We start from the raw sequence: 18,928 nt of genomic DNA, 5'->3' as shown, positions 1-18,928 counted from the left end.
TCAGCGCTGGGGGCGCACGGCGGTCTTGGGGCGGAAGGCCTTGCAGACCTCGGGGCGTGTCTCCAGGTAGGGCCCGCCGATCAGGTCGATGCAGTAGGGCACGGCGGCGAAGATGCCCGTCACGCGCTGTGCGCCGCTGTCGTCCTTGAGGCCCTCCAGCGTCTCGGCAATCGCCTTGGGCTGGCCCGGCAGGTTGATGATGAGGCTCTGGCCGCGAATCACCGCCACCTGGCGCGACAGGATGGCCGTGGGCACGAACGTCAGCGAGATCTGGCGCATCTGCTCGCCAAAGCCCGGCATCTCCTTGTCGGCCACGGCCAGCGTGGCCTCGGGCGTCACGTCGCGCAGCGCGGGGCCGGTGCCGCCGGTGGTCAGCACCAGGCTGCAACCAGCGTCCACCAGTTCGACCAGCGTGGCGCTGATGCGCTCTTTCTCGTCGGGAATCAGGCGCGGCTCGAAAGCAATCGGGTTGTGCAGCGCGCGCTTGAGCCAGTCGTGCAGGGCGGGCAGGCCCTTGTCTTCGTACGTGCCGCTGCTGGCGCGGTCGCTGATGGAGACGATGCCGATCTTGACCGGCTCGTAGGACGGGGCTTTGTGGGTATCAGGCATCGTCTTCGCGCTCCTCATGCACGGCCAGGGCGGCCGCTTCGGTCATCTGGTGGCGCACCAGCTGGAACAGTTCGCGGTAGGCACGCCCCTTGCGCGGGGCCTCGCCCTGCGACTGGGCCACCCGGGCCTCATGGTCGGACGGCGCATCCTTGCGCGCCTGGCGAATCAGCGCGCGGATCTGTTGCGTGTCCGTGCGCGGGAACTGCTCCAGCCATGCCGCCAGCGCATTGTCGTCCGCAATGAGGCGGTCGCGCCAGTGCTCGGCCTGGTGCAGGGCCAGCTTCTCGGCGGCGGAGCCGTTGCGCTGCTCGTCCAGCGCGGCGTGGATGGCCGCTACGGTGTCTTCTTCCAGCTTGCGCATGAGCTTGCCCACGAACTGCATCTGCCGGCGCTTGCCCTCGAAGTTGGTGATGCGGCGGGCCTCGGCCAATGCATCCTGGAGCTTTTCGGGCAGGTCCAGGCGCGCGAACAGGTCGCTGCGCAGCGTGAGCAGCTCGGAGCCCAGGTCCTGCAGCGCCTCCATCTCGCGCTTGAGGTCGGTCTTGGTGGCACCGTCGGTGCCTTTGAGTTCGGCCTTGAGCTGCAGGTCCATCTCGCTGCCTTCGGCAACGAAATGGCCCTTCACAAAATAGCCTTTTTTGGGTTTGCGTGACATGGGTGTGCTGGGGGCGGAAACAGGCCCTGCGCGGCGCAGCGGCAATGGCGCCTGCCGCGCGGCGGCGCGGGTCGGCAAGTATCATAGCCGCCGCTATGAATACATCCAGCAACCGCGCCGCCAGCGGCACTTCTTCCCAGCCCGACAACGGCTTCAGCTATACCCGAGAGTTCTTTGAAGGCCTGGTGGACCATGCTCTGGCCCATGCCAAGAAGTTGGGCGCTACCGACGCGGGGGCGGACGCCTCGGAAGGCTGCGGCCTGTCGGTGAACGTACGCAAGGGCGAGCTGGAGACGGTGGAGCGCAACCGCGACAAGTCGCTGGGCGTGACGGTGTACGTGGGCCACCGCCGTGGCAATGCGAGCACGTCCGACTTCTCGCTGGCCGCCGTGGAGCGCACGGTGCAGGCGGCCTACGACATCGCCCGCTTCACCGCCGAGGACCCGGTGGCCGGCCTGCCCGACGCGGCCGACATCGCGCCACAGGAAACGCACCGCGACCTGCAACTATTCCACCCCTGGGCTATCACCAGCGAAGAGGCCGCGCTTCTCGCGCTGGAGTGCGAGGCCGCCGCCTTCAAGACCCACAAACGCATCACCAACAGCGAAGGCGCGGGCGTGTCAGCGCAGCAGAGCCACTTCTTCAGCGCCCACACACGCGGCTTTCGCGGCGGCTACGCCAGTTCGCGCCACAGCATCTCGGTGGCGCCCATCGCCTCGCTGCCGGGGCGCAATGCCGAGATGCAGCGCGACGCCTGGTACAGCTCCATGCGCGACGCGCGCGAACTGGCCGCGCCCGAGGCCGTGGGTCGCTACGCCGCCCAGCGCGCGTTGAGCCGCCTGGGCAGCCGCAAGATCCCCACCACCGAATGCCCGGTGCTGTTCGAGTCGCCCCTGGCCGCCGGCCTGCTGGGCGGCTTCGTGCAGGCCGTGAGCGGCGGCGCGCTGTACCGCAAGAGCAGCTTTCTCGTCGATTCGCTGGGCAAGCAGGTGTTCGCCAAGCACATCGACGTGGCCGAGGACCCGTTCATCCTGGGCGGCAAGGGCAGCTCGCCGTTCGACGACGAGGGCGTGCGCGTGGCGCCGCGCCAGGTGGTGGAGGCGGGCCGCGTGCAGGGCTATTTCCTCAGCACCTATTCGGCGCGCAAGCTCGGCATGCCGACCACCGGCAACGCCGGCGGCTCGCACAACCTGGTGCTGTCGTCGCGCCTTACGAAGCCCGGCGACGACCTGGACGCCATGCTGCAAAAGCTGGGCACGGGCCTGTTCGTGATCGAGCTCATGGGCCAGGGCGTGAACTACGTGACGGGCGACTACTCGCGCGGCGCCAGCGGCTTCTGGGTGGAGAACGGCCGCATCGCTTATCCGGTGCACGAGATCACCATCGCCGGCAACCTCAAGGACATGCTGCGCGGCATCGAGGCCGTGGGCGCCGACGCCTACACCTATGGCGCCAAGACGGTGGGCTCCATCCTCATCAACCGCATGAAGGTGGCGGGCAGTTGAGCCGCGCCGCGCCGGCAGTCCGCGCATGAGCACGTCGCTGTCGCGGGCCGACTGGGCCAAGGCGCTGGTGGTGGTTGTGGTCTGGGGGCTGAACTTCGTCGTCATGAAGTGGGGCCTGGCCACGCTGTCGCCGCTGGTGCTGTGCGCGCTGCGCTTCCTGACGGCGTCGCTGCCGTTCCTGCTGTTCGTGCGCCCGCCGCGGCACCTGTCCTGGGGCGTGATGGCGGCCTATGGCTTGGTGCAGGGTGTGGGACAGTTCGGCCTGCTGTTCACCGGCATGCAGCTGGGCATGCCGGCGGGCATGTCCTCGGTGGTGCTGCAGACGCAGGCATTCATCACCATGCTCATGGCAGCAGCCTTGTTGGGCGAGACGCCACACCGCTGGCAGTGGCTGGGCCTGTGCATCGCCATCGGCGGGCTGGCGTTCATCGGCGCGGCGCACGGCGACGGCGCCTCCGGCATGACCCTGGCGGGCTTCCTGCTCACCGTGGGGGCCGCGGCCATGTGGGCCGGCTCCAACCTGCTCACGCGCGTCGCAGCGCGCCAGGGGCCGTACGAGCCCGTGTCCTTCATTGTTTGGAGCAGCGTGTTCCCCATCGTGCCGCTGTTGCTGCTGGCCTGCGTGGTGGACGGCACGGAGGCCGTGGTGCAGCAGCTGCGCGGCCTGGGCGGGCGCGAGTTGGGCGTGGTGGCCTATCTGGCGCTGTTGTCCACCCTGCTGGGCTATGGCCTGTGGACGCGCCTGCTGCAGCGCTACGCCGCCAGCACCGTGGCGCCGCTGTCGCTGCTGGTGCCGGTGGTGGGACTGCTGTCGGCCATGCTGCTGCTGGGCGAGCGCCCCACGGCCTGGCAATGGATGGGCACGCTGGGCGTGCTGGCGGGCATGGTGATCAACCAGTTCGGCGGGCTGTGGGCCAAGCGCCGCCGCGGGGCGGAATCTATATAAAAAATGGCTCTAGCGCTTGCCAGTCAAGCGCTAGATGCTCATGAAAAAGTAGCAAAACCCGCGTTCAGCGCGGCAACTTGCCTCTCAGCCGCCGCGAACCATGGAGAGGATCTTGGCCGTGTCGAGCTGGCGCGCGGTCGCCTGCATCTGCGGCAAGTAACGCGCCTGCAATTGCTGGCCGTCCTGCATCACGTGCTGGTAGGCGTCCTTGAGCATGTCGGTGGACAGCGCGCGCCCGCCCGCGTAGTACTGGTTGGCCACATGCCCCAGCGCATAGGTGGCCGCAAAGCTCATGCCGCTGCTCACCGCCTGGCGCCCCAGGCCACCCAGCAGGCCCTTGCCGGCCTTGCCCAGCAGGCCGCTGAGCAGCTTGCGGCCTGCCTGCTCCAGGTACTGCGAGGTGAGCCCCACGCCCAGCGTCGCGAGGAAGTCCTTGATGTGCCCGCGGTCCAGCTCATAGCCGTAGCTCTGGCCGATCTGGTAGACCAGCCGCATTTGCAGCGGGATGATGGCCAGGGTGGACAGGTTCTCGGGCAGCAGTTCGATGGCGCCGTTCATGATCGACGCCTGCAGGATCTTGCGGTCCATCTCGGCGGGCGGCAGGCTGCCGGGGCGGCGCTGCGCGGCGGTGGTGGGCAGTGCGTCCGCAGCGGCGGGGTGGGGGGGCGGTGTCGCAGGCGCAGTGGATGCGTCCAGCGGCGCTTGCAGAGGCGCTTGCAAAGGGGCGTCGGCCACGGCCTGGGCCTCGGCATCGAATCCCCCTGTGGTATGCGCGCCCCCCAGACCCCAGGCCTGGCGCACCTGGGCCAGGAAGGCGTCTTCCTTGGCGCTGGTGTGGCCGTCGGCTTCGCACACGCACACGGCCATCTCATAAGCCAGCTGGCGCGACTCGGGAGAGGCCAGGCGGCCCAACACTTCTGGCAGCTGCACACGGCGCAGCAGCACGTCCTGGTACAGGCCGGGCAGGTTGACCTGCGCGTCGCCCGCAAGGCCTTGCGCGACCTCGCGGATCTGCTCGCGTTCGCGGTCGTGCTTCTCGCCGTCTGCGTACGAGGCCATCAGGCACAAGGTGAGGGTGGCGCGAATTTCTTCTGCGGTCATGGTGCTCCTGAGTCGGTGAAGAGATGCAGATGGGAGTGCAAGGCGGCAGCGGGGTTCCCTGCCGCGCTGGCCCTTTATCCGTTGGAAAAACAAAAACCGCCCGAGGGCGGTTTTGTCACGGACGGTTCACATCGCGAGGCCGTCAGGCGGCCACCATGGGCACGACCTTGTATTCGCCCGCGGCGATTTTCTTTTGCCACTCGGCCGGGCCGGTGATGTGGGCGCTGGTGCCGCCCGCGTCCACGGCCACGGTGACGGGCATGTCCACCACGTCGAACTCATAGATGGCTTCCATGCCCAGGTCCGCAAAGCCCACCACCTTGGCGTTCTTGATGGCCTTGCTGACCAGGTAGGCGGCGCCGCCCACGGCCATCAGGTAGGCGCTCTTGTGGTTCTTGATGGACTCGATGGCGACCGGGCCGCGCTCGGCCTTGCCGATCATGGCGATCAGGCCGGTCTGCTCCAGCATCATGTCGGTGAACTTGTCCATGCGCGTGGCGGTGGTGGGGCCGGCGGGGCCCACGGCCTCGTCCTTCACCGGGTCCACGGGGCCCACGTAGTAGATCACGCGGTTGGTGAAGTCCACGGGCAGCTTCTCACCCTTGGCCAGCATGTCCTGGATGCGCTTGTGCGCGGCGTCGCGGCCGGTGAGCATCTTGCCGTTCAGCAGCAGCGTCTGGCCAGGCTTCCAGCTCGCGACCTCTTCCTTGGTCAGGGTGTTGAGGTCCACGCGCTTGCTGGTCTCGGTGTTGGGCGCCCAGTCCACCTTGGGCCACAGGTCCAGGCTCGGCGGGTCCATGTAGACGGGGCCGGAGCCGTCCATCACGAAGTGCGCGTGGCGCGTGGCCGCGCAGTTGGGGATCATGGCCACGGGCTTGCTGGCCGCGTGCGTGGGGTACATCTTGATCTTCACGTCCAGCACGGTGGCCAAGCCGCCCAGGCCCTGGGCGCCGATGCCGAGGGCGTTGACCTTCTCGTACAGCTCCAGGCGCAGCTCTTCGACCTGGTCCAGCTTCTCGCCGCGCTGGCTCTTGGCCAGCAGCTCGTACATGTCCAGGTCTTCCATCAGGCTTTCCTTGGCCAGCAGCACGGCCTTTTCCGCCGTACCGCCGATGCCGATGCCCAGCATGCCCGGCGGGCACCAGCCGGCGCCCATGGTGGGCACGGTCTTGAGCACCCAGTCCACGAGGTTGTCGCTGGGGTTCATCATGACCATCTTGGACTTGTTCTCGCTGCCGCCGCCCTTGGCGGCCACCGTCACGTCCAGCGTGTCGCCGGGCACGATCTGCACGCTGATGACGGCGGGTGTGTTGTCCTTGGTGTTCTTGCGGGCGAACTGCGGGTCGGCGACGACCGACGCGCGCAGCGTGTTGTCGGGGTGGTTGTAGCCGCGGCGCACGCCTTCGTTGATGGCGTCCTCCAGGCTTTGGTCGGCGGCAAAGCCCTCGAAGCGCACGCCCATGCCCACCTTCAGGAACACGTTCACGATGCCCGTGTCCTGGCAGATCGGGCGGTGGCCCGTGGCGCTCATCTTGCTGTTGGTGAGGATCTGCGCCATCGCATCCTTGGCCGCGGGGCTCTGCTCGCGCTCGTAGGCGCGGGCCAGGTGCTGGATGTAGTCGGCGGGGTGGTAGTAGGAGATGTACTGCAGCGCGGCAGCTACGGACTCCACAAGGTCGTTGTACCGGATGGTCGTGGTCATGTGGGGGAGGATTCTTGTGAAACGGACGCCCGCGATTATCGCCCTGCACCTTGCACGAGCCTGATGCAAGGGCAAAAGCAAGGGTAGAAGCCCCGTCCGCCCGGCGTGGCGGCAGGGGCTTTCAGTGGCCGCGCGGCCATTTGCGGTGAAATCGCCCCGTTGCTCCTTCCCGGATCAGAAAGGCGTTTCCATGACTTCCAGCACCCGTATCGAACGCGACACCTTCGGCCCCATCGAGGTGCCGGCCGACAGGCTCTGGGGCGCGCAGACGCAGCGCTCGCTGCAGAACTTCGCCATCTCGGGCGAACGACAGCCGCAGGAACTCATCCGCGCGCTGGCGCAGGTCAAGCGCGCGTCGGCCCGGGTCAACCACGTGCTGGGGCTGCTGGGTGCGGACAAGACACGCGCCATCGTCGCCGCGGCCGACGAGGTGCTGCTGGGCGAGCACGACGACGAGTTCCCGCTGGTGGTCTGGCAGACCGGCTCGGGCACGCAGACCAACATGAACGTCAATGAGGTGCTGGCCAACCGCGCCAGCGAGCTGTTGGGCGGGGAGCGCGGCGAGGCACGGCTGGTACATCCCAACGACGACGTGAACAAGAGCCAGTCCAGCAACGACGTGTTCCCCACCGCCACGCATGTGGCCGCGGTGCAGGCGCTGGTGCACCGGCTGTTGCCCGCCATGGAGGAGCTGCGCGCCACCCTGCAGACCAAGGCTGAGGCGTTCGACGACATCGTGAAGATCGGCCGCACCCATCTGCAGGATGCGACGCCGCTCACGCTGGGGCAGGAGATCTCGGGCTGGGTGGCGCAGCTTGCCCATGGGGAGCGCCATGTGCGCGCGGCGCTGCCGCACCTGCATGAACTGGCCCTGGGCGGGACGGCCGTGGGCACGGGCCTGAATGCGCCAGAGGGCTACGCCGAACGTGTGGCGCAGGAGCTGGCCCAGTTCACCGGCCAGCCCTTTGTGACCTCGCCCAACAAGTTCGAATCGCTCGCATCGCAGGACGCGCTGGTGCATGCCCACGGCGCGCTGAAGACGCTGGCGGCCAGCCTCACGAAGATCGCCAACGACGTGCGGTGGCTGGCCAGCGGCCCGCGCAGCGGCATCGGCGAGATCACCATCCCTGAGAACGAGCCCGGCTCGTCCATCATGCCCGGCAAAGTGAACCCCACGCAGTGCGAGGCGCTGACCATGCTGTGCGCCCAGGTGCTGGGCAACGATGTGGCCATCAACATCGGCGGGGCCAGTGGCAACTTCGAGCTGAACGTGTTCCGCCCGCTGGTGGCGCACAACTTCCTGCAGAGCGTGCGGTTGCTGGCCGACGGCATGGTGAGCTTCAACGAGCACTGCGCCGTGGGGATAGAGCCCAACCGCGCGCGCATCGCGGAGCTGGTGGAGCGCTCGCTGATGCTGGTGACGGCGCTCAACCCGCACATCGGCTACGACAAGGCCGCGGCGATTGCCAAGAAGGCGCACAAGGAAGGCAGCACGCTGCGCGAGGCCGCGCTGGCGCTGGGCCACGTGACGCCCGCGCAGTTCGATGAGTGGGTGGTGCCCGCCCGGATGGTGGGACGCTAGAGATTCGGCGAGCGCGGGGGCGTGCGCCGCGAGAGGGGAGCGCCTTACTCGTCGCCTCGGCCATCCGCGGCGGCCTGGTCCACCAGCGTCTGCAGGCCGGTGGCGTCCAGGATCTCGATGCCGCGGGGGCGCACGCTGATCAGGCCCTCGCGTTCCAGCCATTTCAATTCCACGTTCACGCGCTGGCGCGAGCCGCCGAGCAGGCAGGCCAGCTCGTCTTGCGCCAGCGACAGGCCCAGCGGCACGCTCTCGCCCGGCTCGGTGCGCTGCGGGCCGAAGCGCTGCAGCAGCTGTAGCAATTGCTTGGCCAGGCGCGCGCGCAGCGGCAGCGTGGCCATGTCTTCCATCATGCAATACAGCGACCGCATGCTCCATGCCTGCAGCGTGAGCAGCGCCTCGCCGAACGAGGGATGCTCCTGCAGCAGCGTGCGGAAGGTGGGTTCGGGCACGCTCAACAGCGTGGTGGGGCCATGGGCATGCGCGTCGTAGGTGCAGGGGCGGCCGTAGAGCACCTCGGCCTCACCCACCCAGATGCCGGGCTCCACATAGGCCAGCGTGACCAGCTTGCCGGAGGGCGTGGTGCGTTGAAAGCGCAGCGCGCCACTGGCGCAGGTGAACCATTCGCGGATGGGACGGCCCTGCTCGACGATCAGGTCGCCGTGTGCATGGCGCGTCACGTGGCCCAGGCGAAAGATGTCGTGCCGCAGCGAGGGCGAGAGGGTGGAGAACCAGGGGCTGCGGTCCAGGGCCTCGCGCTCGCGCGCCGACAACAGGGGACGTTGCAGCGACACGTCGGCACAAAAGCGCAGGGGAGCGGGCATGGTGGTTCGTCGGTGAGGGCGCCGGGCGCGGGAACAGAGGCTGCGGCATTCTAGGCGCCGTCACGCTCGGTAACAAACCCTTGTCCCCACCCGGCGTAGGCCGCTGTGGCTGCCGGGATGCGTTTAAAGCAAAAAGTGCCCTAAAGGCGCTTGTGGTAAGCGCAAGCAGCTATTAAAAAAGGAGCTAGCTCAGTCCTGAGCGTCCTGAGGCGCCGCGGGCGGGTCGAAGGCAAAGCCCACGCCATAGACCGAGCGGATCCAGTCGTGCCCGGCGGGGTCGGCGCTGCGCAGCTTGCGGCGCAGATTCTTGATGTGGCTGTCCACGGCGCGCTCGTTGGGCTCCTGCGGCGAGTCCGGGTAGGCGTGCTGCAGCAACTGGGCGCGCGACAGCACGCTGCGCGGGTGTGCCAGCAGGGTGCGCAGCAGATGCCATTCGCGCGGTGTCAGCGCCACAAGGGTGCCGTGCAGCGTGGCTTGCAGCTGGGCCTCGTCCAGCACCAGCGCGCCGTAGGCCAGCTCCGCCTGCGCGGCGGCCTGGGCCGGCGGTGCGCGCCGGCGCAGCACGGCCTTCACGCGCGCCACCACCTCGCGCGGCGAGAAGGGCTTGCAGATGTAGTCGTCCGCGCCCAGTTCCAGGCCGATGAGGCGGTCCACTTCTTCCACGCGGGCAGTGATCACCACGATGGGGTTGTCGGTGTGGCGGCGCGCCTGGCGCAGCACCTCCAGCCCGTCGATGCCGGGCAGCATGACGTCCAGCAGCGTCAGGTCGGGCGGCTGGGGGGCGGTGAGGGCCTGCAGGGCCGTGCGGCCGTCGGCCGCGTGCTCCGGGGCGTAGCCCGCGTGGCGCAGGTAGTCCAGCAGCACGTCGGCGATGTCCTGCTCGTCCTCCACGACGAGGATGCGTGCGGGCGTGGTCATGGCGAGGGGTTCTCCAGTAGAGGCAGCGTGAGAGTGATGCGCAGACCGCCCAGCGGCGAGGCGCTGGCTTCGATCTGGCCACCGTGCGCCTGCACGATGGTGCGGCAGATGGCCAGGCCCAGGCCCGAGCCGCCCAGGTCGCCCGAGGCGCGGCGGCGCGAGGCCTCGGCACGGTACAGGCGCTCAAACAGGTGCGGCAGCTCGTGCGGCGCCACGCCGGGCGCCGTGTCGTCCAGGCGCAGCGTGAGGCGCGGCGGGCCGCCATTGCGCTGCACATTGGCCGACACCTGCAGCCGCCCGCCAGGGTCGGTGTAGCGCAGGCTGTTTTCCAGCAGGTTCAGGAACACGCGGTGCAACTGCTGTGCGTTGCCGTGCACCTGCAGCGGCTGCTTGGCGAGCGTGGCCAGGTCTGGCGCGGCCTGCAGGGCGACACCCGTCTGGTCGAAGCGCGACTGCATGCCGGCCATGGCCTCGCGCAGCAGCGCGAGCGGCTGCACGGCGCTCATGACGGGCGGGGGCTGGTCGCCTGCCATGTCCACACTGGCGCGCAGATCGCCCACGAGCTGGATCAGCCGCATGACTTGGCGGTGCAGGCGGCGCGCGGTCTTTTCGTCGAACGGGCGCACGCCGTCCTGCACGGCCTCGATCTCGGCGCGCATCGCGGCCAGCGGCGTGCGCAGTTCATGCGCGGTGTCCCCGATCCATTGGCGGCGCGAGGCCTCGACGCTCGCAAGCTGCTCGGCCATGGCGTTGAAGGTGTGGATCAGGCGGGTGAATTCCTCGCTGTCGGCCTGTTCGGGCACGCGGGTGTGCAGCTCGCCTGCCGCAATGGCCTGCGCGCCGGTCACCAGCGTGTCGATGGGGCGCAGCCAGCGCCGCGCCAGCCACCAGGACAGCAGCAGTGCCAGCGCCAGGCCCGTCACGCCGCTCCACACCACGAAACCGAGCTGCTTGGACAGGAAGGCGCGGTCCGCATCGCGCTCCAGCCCGTCGAGCGGCGCCAGCACCAGGTGGCCGATCAGGCGCCCCTCGCCGTCGCGCAGCGCGGTCCGCGCACCGCCGGCAACGGGTGCGGCGCCCGCCACCACGCGGCCCTGCGTATCCACCACGCCCAGGCGGCGCGACAGCGCATCCACCGGTGGCGGGGCCGTGCCGGGCGTGACCTGGGGTAGCAACAGGGGCTCGGGCGCAGGCACGGGAGCGGGTCCGAAGGTCGGCATCTGAACGTTGCGCGGGCGGCGCAGCTCGCGCCACAGGCCGGGCTGCTCGCGCAGTGTCTGCCAGCCGCCCTGCTGTTCATACGCGGCCTGCAGGCGGAACACCAGCCAGTCCATGCGCGCCAACTCCACCTCGGCCACGTAGGGGCCCAGCCCCCGCTGCAGCCCCAGCAGCGAGAAGCCCACGAACAGCACCAGCATCACCCCCAGCAGCGCCGACAGGGCTGCAAAGGCCTTGCCTTGGAGGGTGAGACGCGGAAGTTGCATGAAGTGGGGAGCCGCTTGGCCGTGGTGAAACGCCGAGGATGGCACGGCCGGGCCACCCCCGGGGCCTGGCCACGGTGGCAGGAAGCGCGCCAAATGCAACCAATGGCAACGCCTCGCCCGCAGGCATGGGCGGGGCGAAAGCCCGCCCCGCCCGATTCTGGTGCTACTTAAAAGATAGCTGCTCGCGCATGAGGGACAGGCGTTCTCTCCTGTTTTTATGCAAATTGTTGCAAAGGCACTCGTCAGCGGGCCGCGGCTAGCGCCTGCTGCACCCAGCCGTCAAAGGTCTTCTGGTGTGCCTTGATCCAGCCGTTCACATGGCGTTCGATGTCGGCGGCCTTGTTCTGGCCCCGGCTCATCAGGTGGTTCTGGGCGTTGATGTCGGCCACGGGCAGCTGCATCACCTCAAACAGCTTGGCGGCGGCGGGGTTGGCCTCGGCCCAGGCCTTGTTGGCCACGATCTGCTGCTGGTTCACCACGAAGCCGTAGTTCTTGCCGTTGGGCAGGCGCGTGTCCAAGCGTTTTTGCTCACCGGGCAGGGAGGAAAAGGGCACTTCCAGCCAGACCACGTCCTTGCCGGGCTTGAGCTCGTTGCTCACCCAATACGGCGTCCAGGTGTAGTACAGGACGGGCTTGCCCGCGCGGTAGCGCGTGATGGTGTCGGCGATCAGCGCGGAGTAGGTGCCCTGCTGGTGCGTGACGGTGTTGCGCAGGCCGTAGGCGTCCAGGTGGTGCTCGATCATGGCCTCGCAGCCCCAGCCGGGCGTGCAGCCCGTCAGGTCGGCCTTGCCGTCGCCGTTGGTGTCGAACAGCTGGGCAATTTTCGGGTCCTTGAGCTGCTCGACGTTGGTGATGCCATGCGCGTCGGCGGTCTTCTTGTCGATCAGGTAACCCTGCGCCGCGTTGCCCGAGTAGGTGCCGCGCCGGTAGAGCTTCGCGTCGCCGCCGGCGTTCTTGTAATAGTCGGCATGCAGCGGGTTCCAGTGGTCGGCCATGAACGTGGCGTCGCCATTGCCGATGGCGATGTGGGCCGTGGGGTACTCCACCTCCTGGATGGGCTGCACGTCGTAGCCGAGTTTTTCCAGGCCCTTCATGACCAGCAGTGTCTGGAAGGTCTCCTCGGCGATCGAGCTCTTGAGAGGCAGCACCTTCACGCCCTTGCCGGGCAGGGCGGTGGGCTGGGCCAGCGCAGCGGTGGCGCCCAGCGCCAGGCCCAGACCCGCGGCAACCGCGGCCAGCGGCGCGTGCAGGCGGCGGGCGAGGGCGGCGCATGCGCCGAAACGTGCAGTGTGTGTGGAAGAGGTCAGCGACAGAAGAGTCATCCGGGGTTTCCTTTCTGGTGGTGAACGGGAGTGGTGTCAGGCCGCGGAGTTGCGGGGGGTGGCAAGCGGGGCGGCTTGCGGCGCGTGCGCTGCGGGCTTGCCGCGCACGGCGCGCAGCACCAGGCCCGCGGGGCCGGTGTGCCACCAGCGCGCACTGGCGCGCCGCGGCTGGCCCATGGCCTGGGTGAGGCGGTCCAGCACGATGGCCAGCAGCACGATCCCCAGGCCGCCCACGGTGGCCAGGCCCATGTCCAGCCGGCCGATGCCGCGCAGTACCATCTGGCCCAGGCCGCCCACGGCGATCATCGAGGCGATGACCACCATCGACAGCGACAGCATCAGCGCCTGGTTGATGCCGGCCATGATCGAGGGCATGGCCAGCGGCAGCTGCACCTTCCACAGCAATTGCAGGGGCGAAGCGCCATAGGCGCGGCTGGCCTCGATCAGATCAGGGCGCACTTGGCGCAGGCCCAGGTTGGTCAGGCGGACCAACGGCGGCAGCGCAAACACGATGGTCACGATCACGCCCGGCACGTTGCCGATGCCGAACAGCATCACCACCGGCACCAGGTACACGAAGGCGGGCGTGGTCTGCATGGCGTCCAGCAGCGGGCGCGTCCAGCGCTGCGCGCGCTCGCTGGCCGCCAGCACGATGCCCATGGGCAGGCCGATGACGACGCAGAACAACAGCGATGTGAGCACCAGCGCCAGCGTCACCATGGCGTCGGGCCAGATGCCCAAGAGCGCCACCAGCCCCAGCGACAGCGCCGCGCCCACGGCCAGGCCGCGGCCGGCGAACTGCCAGGCCAGCAGCGTGACCAGCGCGATGAGCGCGGGCGCGGGCACGGCCAGCAGCAGGTCGGTCACGCCCGTGAGCGTGGCGTCGATGGGCGCGCGCACCGCCTGGAAGAACGGGCGGAAGTTCTCCACCACCCAGTGCAGGCCGTCGTTGATCCAGCCCTGCACGGGCAGGCCGTCCGTGGCGATCTGCTGCCACAGGCCGGCCAGGCCGGCGTCGGGCTCGGGCATCGGCGCCGCCGCGGCGTCAAGCCAGTCCACACCGGCCGCGGCATCGGTGCCGGCGGTGCCGCCGGCGCCCCACGGGTCGGCATCCGCCGGTTGCAGCGCCGTGTCGGCGGCCCAGGGGTCGCTGGCTTGTGCTTGCGCCTGAGCGGGCGCGGCGTCGGCGGGTGCCCAGGGATCGTCGATGGCGGCGGTCTCTTGCGTTGTGTCGTTCATGCGTGTCCTCTCCTTGTGTTGTTCTTAGCGGGGCGCTGCCACCGGCGTGCTGGCTTGCGCCGGAAAGTGGGGGTTGAGCTGGATGGGTGGCACCTCCGCCTGCGGCGGCGGCACGGGCGGCGTGTCGCGGTCCAGGAACTTCATCAGCGTGGTGCGGCTGATCACGCCCTGGTAGATGCCGTCCTCGTCCACCACCGGCAGCGGGCAGGGCGCACTGCCCATGGGGCCGAACAGGTCCGCCACCGGCGTGGAGGCATCCAGCGGCTGGGCATTGGGTAAGAAGGCGTGGTGCAGGCCCAGCGCGCCCTGGCGGCCGTGCAGCGCTTCGCGCAGCGACTGCGAAGACACCACGCCCAGCAGGCGCTTGCGGCTGTTGAGCACGTAGGCGTGGTCGCGGTCCGAGTCCTCCAGCAGGCGCAGTGCCGCGCGGCAGCCGCGGTCGTCGTGCTCGGACACCACGGTGAGCGCCTGGCGCGCGATGTCGGCCGCCTTGAACACCGCCGCAGCGTCCACGCCGCGCACGAAGCTGCGCACGTAGTCGTTGGCAGGCGCGCGCAGGATCTCGTCGGGCGTGCCCACCTGCACCACGTGGCCGTCCTTCATGATGGCGATGCGGTCGCCGATGCGCATGGCCTCGTCCAGGTCGTGCGAGATGAAGACGATGGTGCGGCGCTTGATCTGCTGCAGGCGCAGCAGCTCGCTTTGCATCTCGGTGCGGATGATGGGGTCCAGCGCGGAGAACGCCTCGTCCATGAGCAGGATGGACGGGTCGGCTGCCAGCGCGCGCGCCAGCCCCACGCGTTGCTGCATGCCGCCCGAGAGTTCGTCGGGGTAGCTGGCGCCCCAGGCGCCCAGGCCCACCTGCTGCAGGGCCTCCTGCGCTGCCTGCTGGCGCTCGGCACGGTCCACTCCGGCGAGTTCCAGCCCGAAGGCGGCGTTGTCCAGCACCGTCATGTGGGGCATCAGGGCGAACGACTGGAACACCATGCTGATGTCCTTGCGCCGCAGCGCGCGCAACTCGCGGTCGCCCAGACGGTTGATGTCTTGGCCGTCCACCAGGATGCGGCCGCTGGTGGGCTCGATCAGGCGGTTGAGCATGCGCACCAGCGTGGACTTGCCCGAGCCTGATAGGCCCATGACGACGAAGATTTCGCCGGCCTCGATGGTGAAGCTGGCATCGAACACGCCGATGGAATGGCCCGTGCGCTCCAGGATCTGCTGCTTGCTCAGGCCCTGCTGCACCAGGCGCAGCGCTTCCTGCGGCGAGTCGCCGAAGACCTTGAAGACATGGTCGATGATGATTTGCTTGGCCACTGTGTGGGTCCTTCCTCGGTTGTGACGGGTTGAACGGGCCCCTGCCGCACCAATGGCGGCAGGAACGCAAAGGCCAAAGCGGCACACACGACCCCGATGCGGCGTCCCCGCGAGGGCACGCGCGTCGCCAATCGACGGGCGCGGCCTGCAGGGCCGGGAAGAGGGCGGACACGAAAAGTGACCAGATCGGCCCGAATGGCACGCGAACGGTGCGCAAGGGCCTGGGTGCGCGGCGCAAGAGGTCTGGCTGAGGACTTGCGCAGTCACGCGGGTACCGTGCGCCGCGCATTGGCGGCAGGGCACCCTGGGGCATCAGGGGCGAATACTTCGGCCTGTGTGCCAGGGCCGCCAGCAGTGGGAGGCGCGTTGGCACGGGGCGCTCTCGGGCAACGCAGCCACAAAGAGCGAATTACCTGCGTGGCAGGTTGTAAAACACCGTGAAAGTATAGTTATTCGGTGTTTTTTAGTCAAAAAACGGGTTTTTTGATTTGTGCTATTCCGCGCGTGGACGGACGGCATGCTCGCCGGTTGCTGCAAAATTAATAGCTGCTCGCGCTTATTGCATGGGCGCTAGAGGGCTTTTGAAGCAAAAAACCCATGGAGCGCGGGCGTTCCATGGGTTTGCGGGCGATTGGCCGGGGGACCGGCCGCATGCCTCAGTGCTTGTCCTCGGAGGTGTGCAGCAGCCGGTCGGTGAGTGCGATGGCCAGCGCGCTGAACAGGAAAGTGACGTGGATGATGGTCTGCCACATCAGCACCTTCTCGCTGTAGTTGGCGGCGTTGATGAAGGTCTTGAGCAGGTGGATCGAACTGATGCCGATGATCGACAGGCCCAGCTTCACCTTGAGCACCGAGGCGTTCACATGGCCCAGCCACTCGGGCTGGTCGGGGTGGCGGTCCAGGCCAAGGCGGCTCACGAAGGTCTCGTAGCCCCCGACGATCACCATGATGAGCAGGTTGGAGATCATCACCACATCGATCAGCGCCAGCACCACCAGCATGATCACCGTTTCGTTGAGCGAGGTGACGGGCGCGTCCGGCTTGTAGCCGATGCTGGTGATGAGCGCCTGCAGCGCGGCCTCGTGGCCGAAAGCCGCTTCCACCAGGTGCCACAGTTCCAGCAGGAAGTGCCAGACATAGACGCCCTGGGCGGCGATCAGGCCCAGGTACAGCGGCAGTTGCAGCCAGCGGCTGGCAAAGATCAGGGCGGGCAGGGGGCGCAGCGGGGCGTTTGCCATGTGGGCGGAATGGGGGGAAGGGGAAGTCATGGTGACGGGAAATACGTCGGGAAGGTGAGGCGCGCGATTTTAGGGGCAGCCCGTTTCGCCCCGAAGACATGCCACCGTCAGGCATTTCACGCATGCCAGGGCATGGCGCTGGAGCGCTGCCGTATGCTGTGGCGCTCCGTCAGTGGCCTGTAAGTACCAGGGCTGAAAGTACCACTCAAAATTCTTAGCTTCAGGAGACAAACCCATGAGTGCATCGTCCAATGCCATCGAATCCGTATTGGTGGAGAACCGCGTCTTCCCGCCTGCCGATAGCGTGGTGAAGGCGGCCCGCGTGTCGGGCATGGCCGGCTACGAGGCCCTGTGCGCCGAAGCCAACAAGGATCCCGAGGGCTTCTGGGCGCGCCTGGCGCGCGAGCACCTGCAATGGACCAAGCCGTTCACGCAGACGCTGGACGAGTCCAAGGCGCCGTTCTACCAGTGGTTTGCCGACGGCGAGCTCAACGCCAGTGCCAACTGCCTGGACAAGCACATGGGCACGCCGGTCGAGAACAAGGCCGCCATCCTCTTCGAGGCCGACGACGGCACCGTCACCCAGGTCACTTACCGGCAACTGCTGGAGCGCGTGAGCCAGTTCGCCAATGCCCTGAAGGCGCATGGCGTGCAGCAGGGCGACCGCGTGCTCATCTACATGCCGATGGGCGTGGAAGGCGTGGTGGCCATGCAGGCCTGCGCGCGCATCGGCGCCACGCACAGCGTGGTGTTCGGCGGTTTCTCTGCCAAGGCGCTGAACGAGCGCATCATTGATGCGGGTGCCGTGGCGGTGATCACGGCCAACTACCAATTGCGCGGCGGCAAGGAACTGCCCCTGAAGGCCATCGTGGACGAGGGCCTGTCCATGGGCGGCTGCGACAGCATCAAGAATGTCTTCGTGTACCAGCGCACGGCCACGGCCTGCGACATGGTGGCGGGGCGTGACAAGACCTTCTCCGAGATCCTGGCCGGGCGGGGCACCGAATGCCCACCCACGCCCGTGGGCGCGGAGCATCCGCTGTTCATCCTCTACACCAGCGGCTCTACGGGCAAGCCCAAGGGCGTGCAGCACAGCACCGGCGGCTACCTGCTGTGGGCCAAGGTGACGATGGAGTGGACCTTCGACATTCGCCCCGACGACGTGTTCTGGTGCACGGCCGATATCGGCTGGATCACGGGCCACACCTACGTGGCCTACGGCCCGCTGGCTGCGGGTGCCACGCAGGTGGTGTTCGAGGGCGTGCCCACGTACCCCAACGCCGGGCGCTTCTGGCAGATGATCGAGCGCCACAAGGTCACGGTGTTCTACACGGCGCCCACCGCCATCCGCTCGCTCATCAAGGCGGCCGACTCCGACGAGAGCGTGCACCCCAAGAACTGGGATCTGTCGAGCCTGCGCATCCTGGGCAGCGTGGGCGAGCCCATCAACCCCGAGGCCTGGATGTGGTACTACCGCCATGTGGGCGGTGAACGCTGCCCCATCGTGGACACGTTCTGGCAGACCGAAAACGGCGGCCACGTCATCACCCCGCTGCCGGGTGCCACGCCGCTCGTGCCGGGTTCGTGCACCTTGCCGCTGCCGGGCATCCAGGCCGCCATCGTCGATGAAACCGGCAAAGACCTGCCCAACGGCGCGGGCGGCATGCTCGTGATCAAGCGGCCCTGGCCCTCGATGATCCGCACCATCTGGGGCGACCCCGAGCGCTTCAAGAAAAGCTATTTCCCCGAAGAGTTGGGGGGCACCACCTACCTGGCCGGCGACGGCGCCGTGCGCAGTGCCGACCGTGGCTACTTCCGCATCACAGGCCGCATCGACGACGTGCTGAACGTGTCGGGCCACCGCATGGGCACGATGGAGATCGAGTCCGCCCTGGTCGCCAAGACGGACCTCGTGGCCGAGGCAGCCGTGGTGGGCCGTCCCGACGACCTGACGGGCGAGGCGATTTGCGCCTTCGTGGTGCTCAAGCGCTCGCGCCCCACGGGCGAGGAGGCCAAGCAGATCGCCACCGAACTGCGCAACTGGGTCGCCAAGGAGATCGGCCCCATCGCCAAGCCCAAGGACATCCGCTTCGGTGACAACCTGCCCAAGACCCGCAGCGGCAAGATCATGCGCCGCCTGCTGCGCTCGATCGCCAAGGGCGAACCCATCACCCAGGACACCAGCACCCTGGAAAACCCCGCAATCCTGGATCAGTTGGCGCAGTCCAACTGATGCAGGAGGCGCCGCAAGGCGCCGGCGCGCAGCGCTTGCGGGGTTGGACGGCACTCATATCTGCGCAGCAGATGTGACGTGCTGGCAAAAACATTGGATCAGTTGGCGCAGTCCAACTGATGCAGGAGGCGCCGCAAGGCGCCGGCGCGCAGCGCTTGCGGGGTTGGTCGGCACTCCGATCTGCGCAGCAGATGTGGCGTGTCGGCAAAACCTGCATCGGTGGGCCCAGCCCAGCGGGTGAAGCCGCGAGGCGTCGGCG

At 68.2% G+C, this 18,928-nt stretch carries 15 protein-coding genes; 4 read left to right on the top strand and 11 right to left on the bottom strand.

Annotation, left to right across the window (positions count from 1 at the left end; genetic code table 11):
* Together mog and yjgA are read right to left on the bottom strand one after the other, a co-directional pair.
* Positions 1–609: a molybdopterin adenylyltransferase gene (gene mog, locus BA022_RS10180; protein ID WP_015912696.1), complete on the bottom strand. Its 609-nt coding sequence runs from the start codon at positions 607–609 to the stop codon at positions 1–3.
* Positions 602–1,264, bottom strand: coding sequence for a ribosome biogenesis factor YjgA (yjgA, locus tag BA022_RS10175; protein WP_015912697.1), 663 nt, complete (start codon positions 1,262–1,264; stop codon positions 602–604). The genes mog and yjgA overlap by 8 nt, the downstream gene beginning before the upstream one ends.
* 95 nt (positions 1,265–1,359) lie before the next feature.
* Between yjgA and pmbA the strand changes: the two genes are divergently transcribed.
* Positions 1,360–2,769, top strand: a complete 1,410-nt coding sequence (gene pmbA, locus BA022_RS10170; RefSeq protein WP_088887429.1) for a metalloprotease PmbA — start codon at positions 1,360–1,362, stop codon at positions 2,767–2,769.
* Between the two features lie 25 nt (positions 2,770–2,794).
* The gene (locus tag BA022_RS10165) at positions 2,795–3,715 is read left to right on the top strand and encodes an EamA family transporter (protein ID WP_088887428.1); all 921 of its coding nucleotides are present in this window, start codon (positions 2,795–2,797) and stop codon (positions 3,713–3,715) included.
* Positions 3,716–3,799: 84 nt separating this feature from the next.
* Here BA022_RS10165 and BA022_RS10160 read toward each other — a convergent pair whose 3' ends face one another.
* Entirely contained in the window at positions 3,800–4,816 is a 1,017-nt protein-coding gene (locus BA022_RS10160; RefSeq protein WP_088887427.1) for a YcjF family protein, read from the bottom strand.
* A gap of 142 nt (positions 4,817–4,958) precedes the next feature.
* Positions 4,959–6,518 (bottom strand): fumarate hydratase, encoded by a 1,560-nt coding sequence (locus BA022_RS10155; RefSeq protein WP_015912701.1) that lies wholly within the window; start codon positions 6,516–6,518, stop codon positions 4,959–4,961.
* Between the two features lie 190 nt (positions 6,519–6,708).
* On the opposite strand from BA022_RS10155, the gene fumC reads away from it, so the two are divergent.
* Positions 6,709–8,100, top strand: a complete 1,392-nt coding sequence (gene fumC, locus BA022_RS10150) for a class II fumarate hydratase (protein ID WP_088887426.1) — start codon at positions 6,709–6,711, stop codon at positions 8,098–8,100.
* Between the two features lie 44 nt (positions 8,101–8,144).
* On the opposite strand, the gene BA022_RS10145 is transcribed toward fumC, so the two are convergent.
* The 7 genes from BA022_RS10145 to BA022_RS10115 all read right to left on the bottom strand — a co-directional run bounded on the left by BA022_RS10145 (position 8,145) and on the right by BA022_RS10115 (position 16,466).
* Positions 8,145–8,921: a Crp/Fnr family transcriptional regulator gene (locus BA022_RS10145; RefSeq protein WP_011804494.1), complete on the bottom strand. Its 777-nt coding sequence runs from the start codon at positions 8,919–8,921 to the stop codon at positions 8,145–8,147.
* Positions 8,922–9,110: 189 nt separating this feature from the next.
* Complete coding sequence (locus BA022_RS10140) at positions 9,111–9,839, bottom strand: response regulator (protein WP_011804495.1); 729 nt, start codon at positions 9,837–9,839, stop codon at positions 9,111–9,113.
* Complete coding sequence (locus tag BA022_RS10135; protein WP_088887425.1) at positions 9,836–11,323, bottom strand: ATP-binding protein; 1,488 nt, start codon at positions 11,321–11,323, stop codon at positions 9,836–9,838. The genes BA022_RS10140 and BA022_RS10135 overlap by 4 nt, the downstream gene beginning before the upstream one ends.
* Before the next feature lie 242 nt (positions 11,324–11,565).
* Entirely contained in the window at positions 11,566–12,645 is a 1,080-nt protein-coding gene (proX, locus tag BA022_RS10130; protein ID WP_187305958.1) for a glycine betaine/L-proline ABC transporter substrate-binding protein ProX, read from the bottom strand.
* A gap of 36 nt (positions 12,646–12,681) precedes the next feature.
* Positions 12,682–13,884, bottom strand: coding sequence for a glycine betaine/L-proline ABC transporter permease ProW (proW, locus tag BA022_RS10125; RefSeq protein WP_088887424.1), 1,203 nt, complete (start codon positions 13,882–13,884; stop codon positions 12,682–12,684).
* Between the two features lie 24 nt (positions 13,885–13,908).
* On the bottom strand, positions 13,909–15,198 hold the full coding sequence (proV, locus tag BA022_RS10120; RefSeq protein WP_041835924.1) for a glycine betaine/L-proline ABC transporter ATP-binding protein ProV: 1,290 nt from the start codon (positions 15,196–15,198) through the stop codon (positions 13,909–13,911).
* 656 nt (positions 15,199–15,854) lie between these two features.
* Positions 15,855–16,466, bottom strand: coding sequence for a TIGR00645 family protein (locus tag BA022_RS10115; protein ID WP_011804501.1), 612 nt, complete (start codon positions 16,464–16,466; stop codon positions 15,855–15,857).
* Positions 16,467–16,671: 205 nt separating this feature from the next.
* Here BA022_RS10115 and acs point away from each other — a divergent pair, with 205 nt between their 5' ends.
* Positions 16,672–18,669: an acetate--CoA ligase gene (acs, locus tag BA022_RS10110; protein ID WP_088887423.1), complete on the top strand. Its 1,998-nt coding sequence runs from the start codon at positions 16,672–16,674 to the stop codon at positions 18,667–18,669.
* The last annotated feature ends 259 nt before the right edge of the window (positions 18,670–18,928 follow it).

This window comes from Diaphorobacter nitroreducens (assembly GCF_002214645.1).
Taxonomy (GTDB): domain Bacteria; phylum Pseudomonadota; class Gammaproteobacteria; order Burkholderiales; family Burkholderiaceae_C; genus Diaphorobacter; species Diaphorobacter nitroreducens.
This window is presented reverse-complemented; position numbering and strand designations above follow the sequence as displayed.

Coding starts and splice junctions, on each gene's coding strand:
- BA022_RS10140 (WP_011804495.1), bottom strand. CDS start 9,839: ATGACCACGCCCGCACGCATCCTCGTCGTGGAGGACGAGCAGGACATC.
- mog (WP_015912696.1), bottom strand. CDS start 609: ATGCCTGATACCCACAAAGCCCCGTCCTACGAGCCGGTCAAGATCGGC.
- proX (WP_187305958.1), bottom strand. CDS start 12,645: ATGACTCTTCTGTCGCTGACCTCTTCCACACACACTGCACGTTTCGGC.
- BA022_RS10135 (WP_088887425.1), bottom strand. CDS start 11,323: ATGCAACTTCCGCGTCTCACCCTCCAAGGCAAGGCCTTTGCAGCCCTG.
- BA022_RS10160 (WP_088887427.1), bottom strand. CDS start 4,816: ATGACCGCAGAAGAAATTCGCGCCACCCTCACCTTGTGCCTGATGGCC.
- BA022_RS10115 (WP_011804501.1), bottom strand. CDS start 16,466: ATGACTTCCCCTTCCCCCCATTCCGCCCACATGGCAAACGCCCCGCTG.
- pmbA (WP_088887429.1), top strand. CDS start 1,360: ATGAATACATCCAGCAACCGCGCCGCCAGCGGCACTTCTTCCCAGCCC.
- BA022_RS10155 (WP_015912701.1), bottom strand. CDS start 6,518: ATGACCACGACCATCCGGTACAACGACCTTGTGGAGTCCGTAGCTGCC.
- BA022_RS10165 (WP_088887428.1), top strand. CDS start 2,795: ATGAGCACGTCGCTGTCGCGGGCCGACTGGGCCAAGGCGCTGGTGGTG.
- proW (WP_088887424.1), bottom strand. CDS start 13,884: ATGAACGACACAACGCAAGAGACCGCCGCCATCGACGATCCCTGGGCA.
- acs (WP_088887423.1), top strand. CDS start 16,672: ATGAGTGCATCGTCCAATGCCATCGAATCCGTATTGGTGGAGAACCGC.
- BA022_RS10145 (WP_011804494.1), bottom strand. CDS start 8,921: ATGCCCGCTCCCCTGCGCTTTTGTGCCGACGTGTCGCTGCAACGTCCC.
- yjgA (WP_015912697.1), bottom strand. CDS start 1,264: ATGTCACGCAAACCCAAAAAAGGCTATTTTGTGAAGGGCCATTTCGTT.
- fumC (WP_088887426.1), top strand. CDS start 6,709: ATGACTTCCAGCACCCGTATCGAACGCGACACCTTCGGCCCCATCGAG.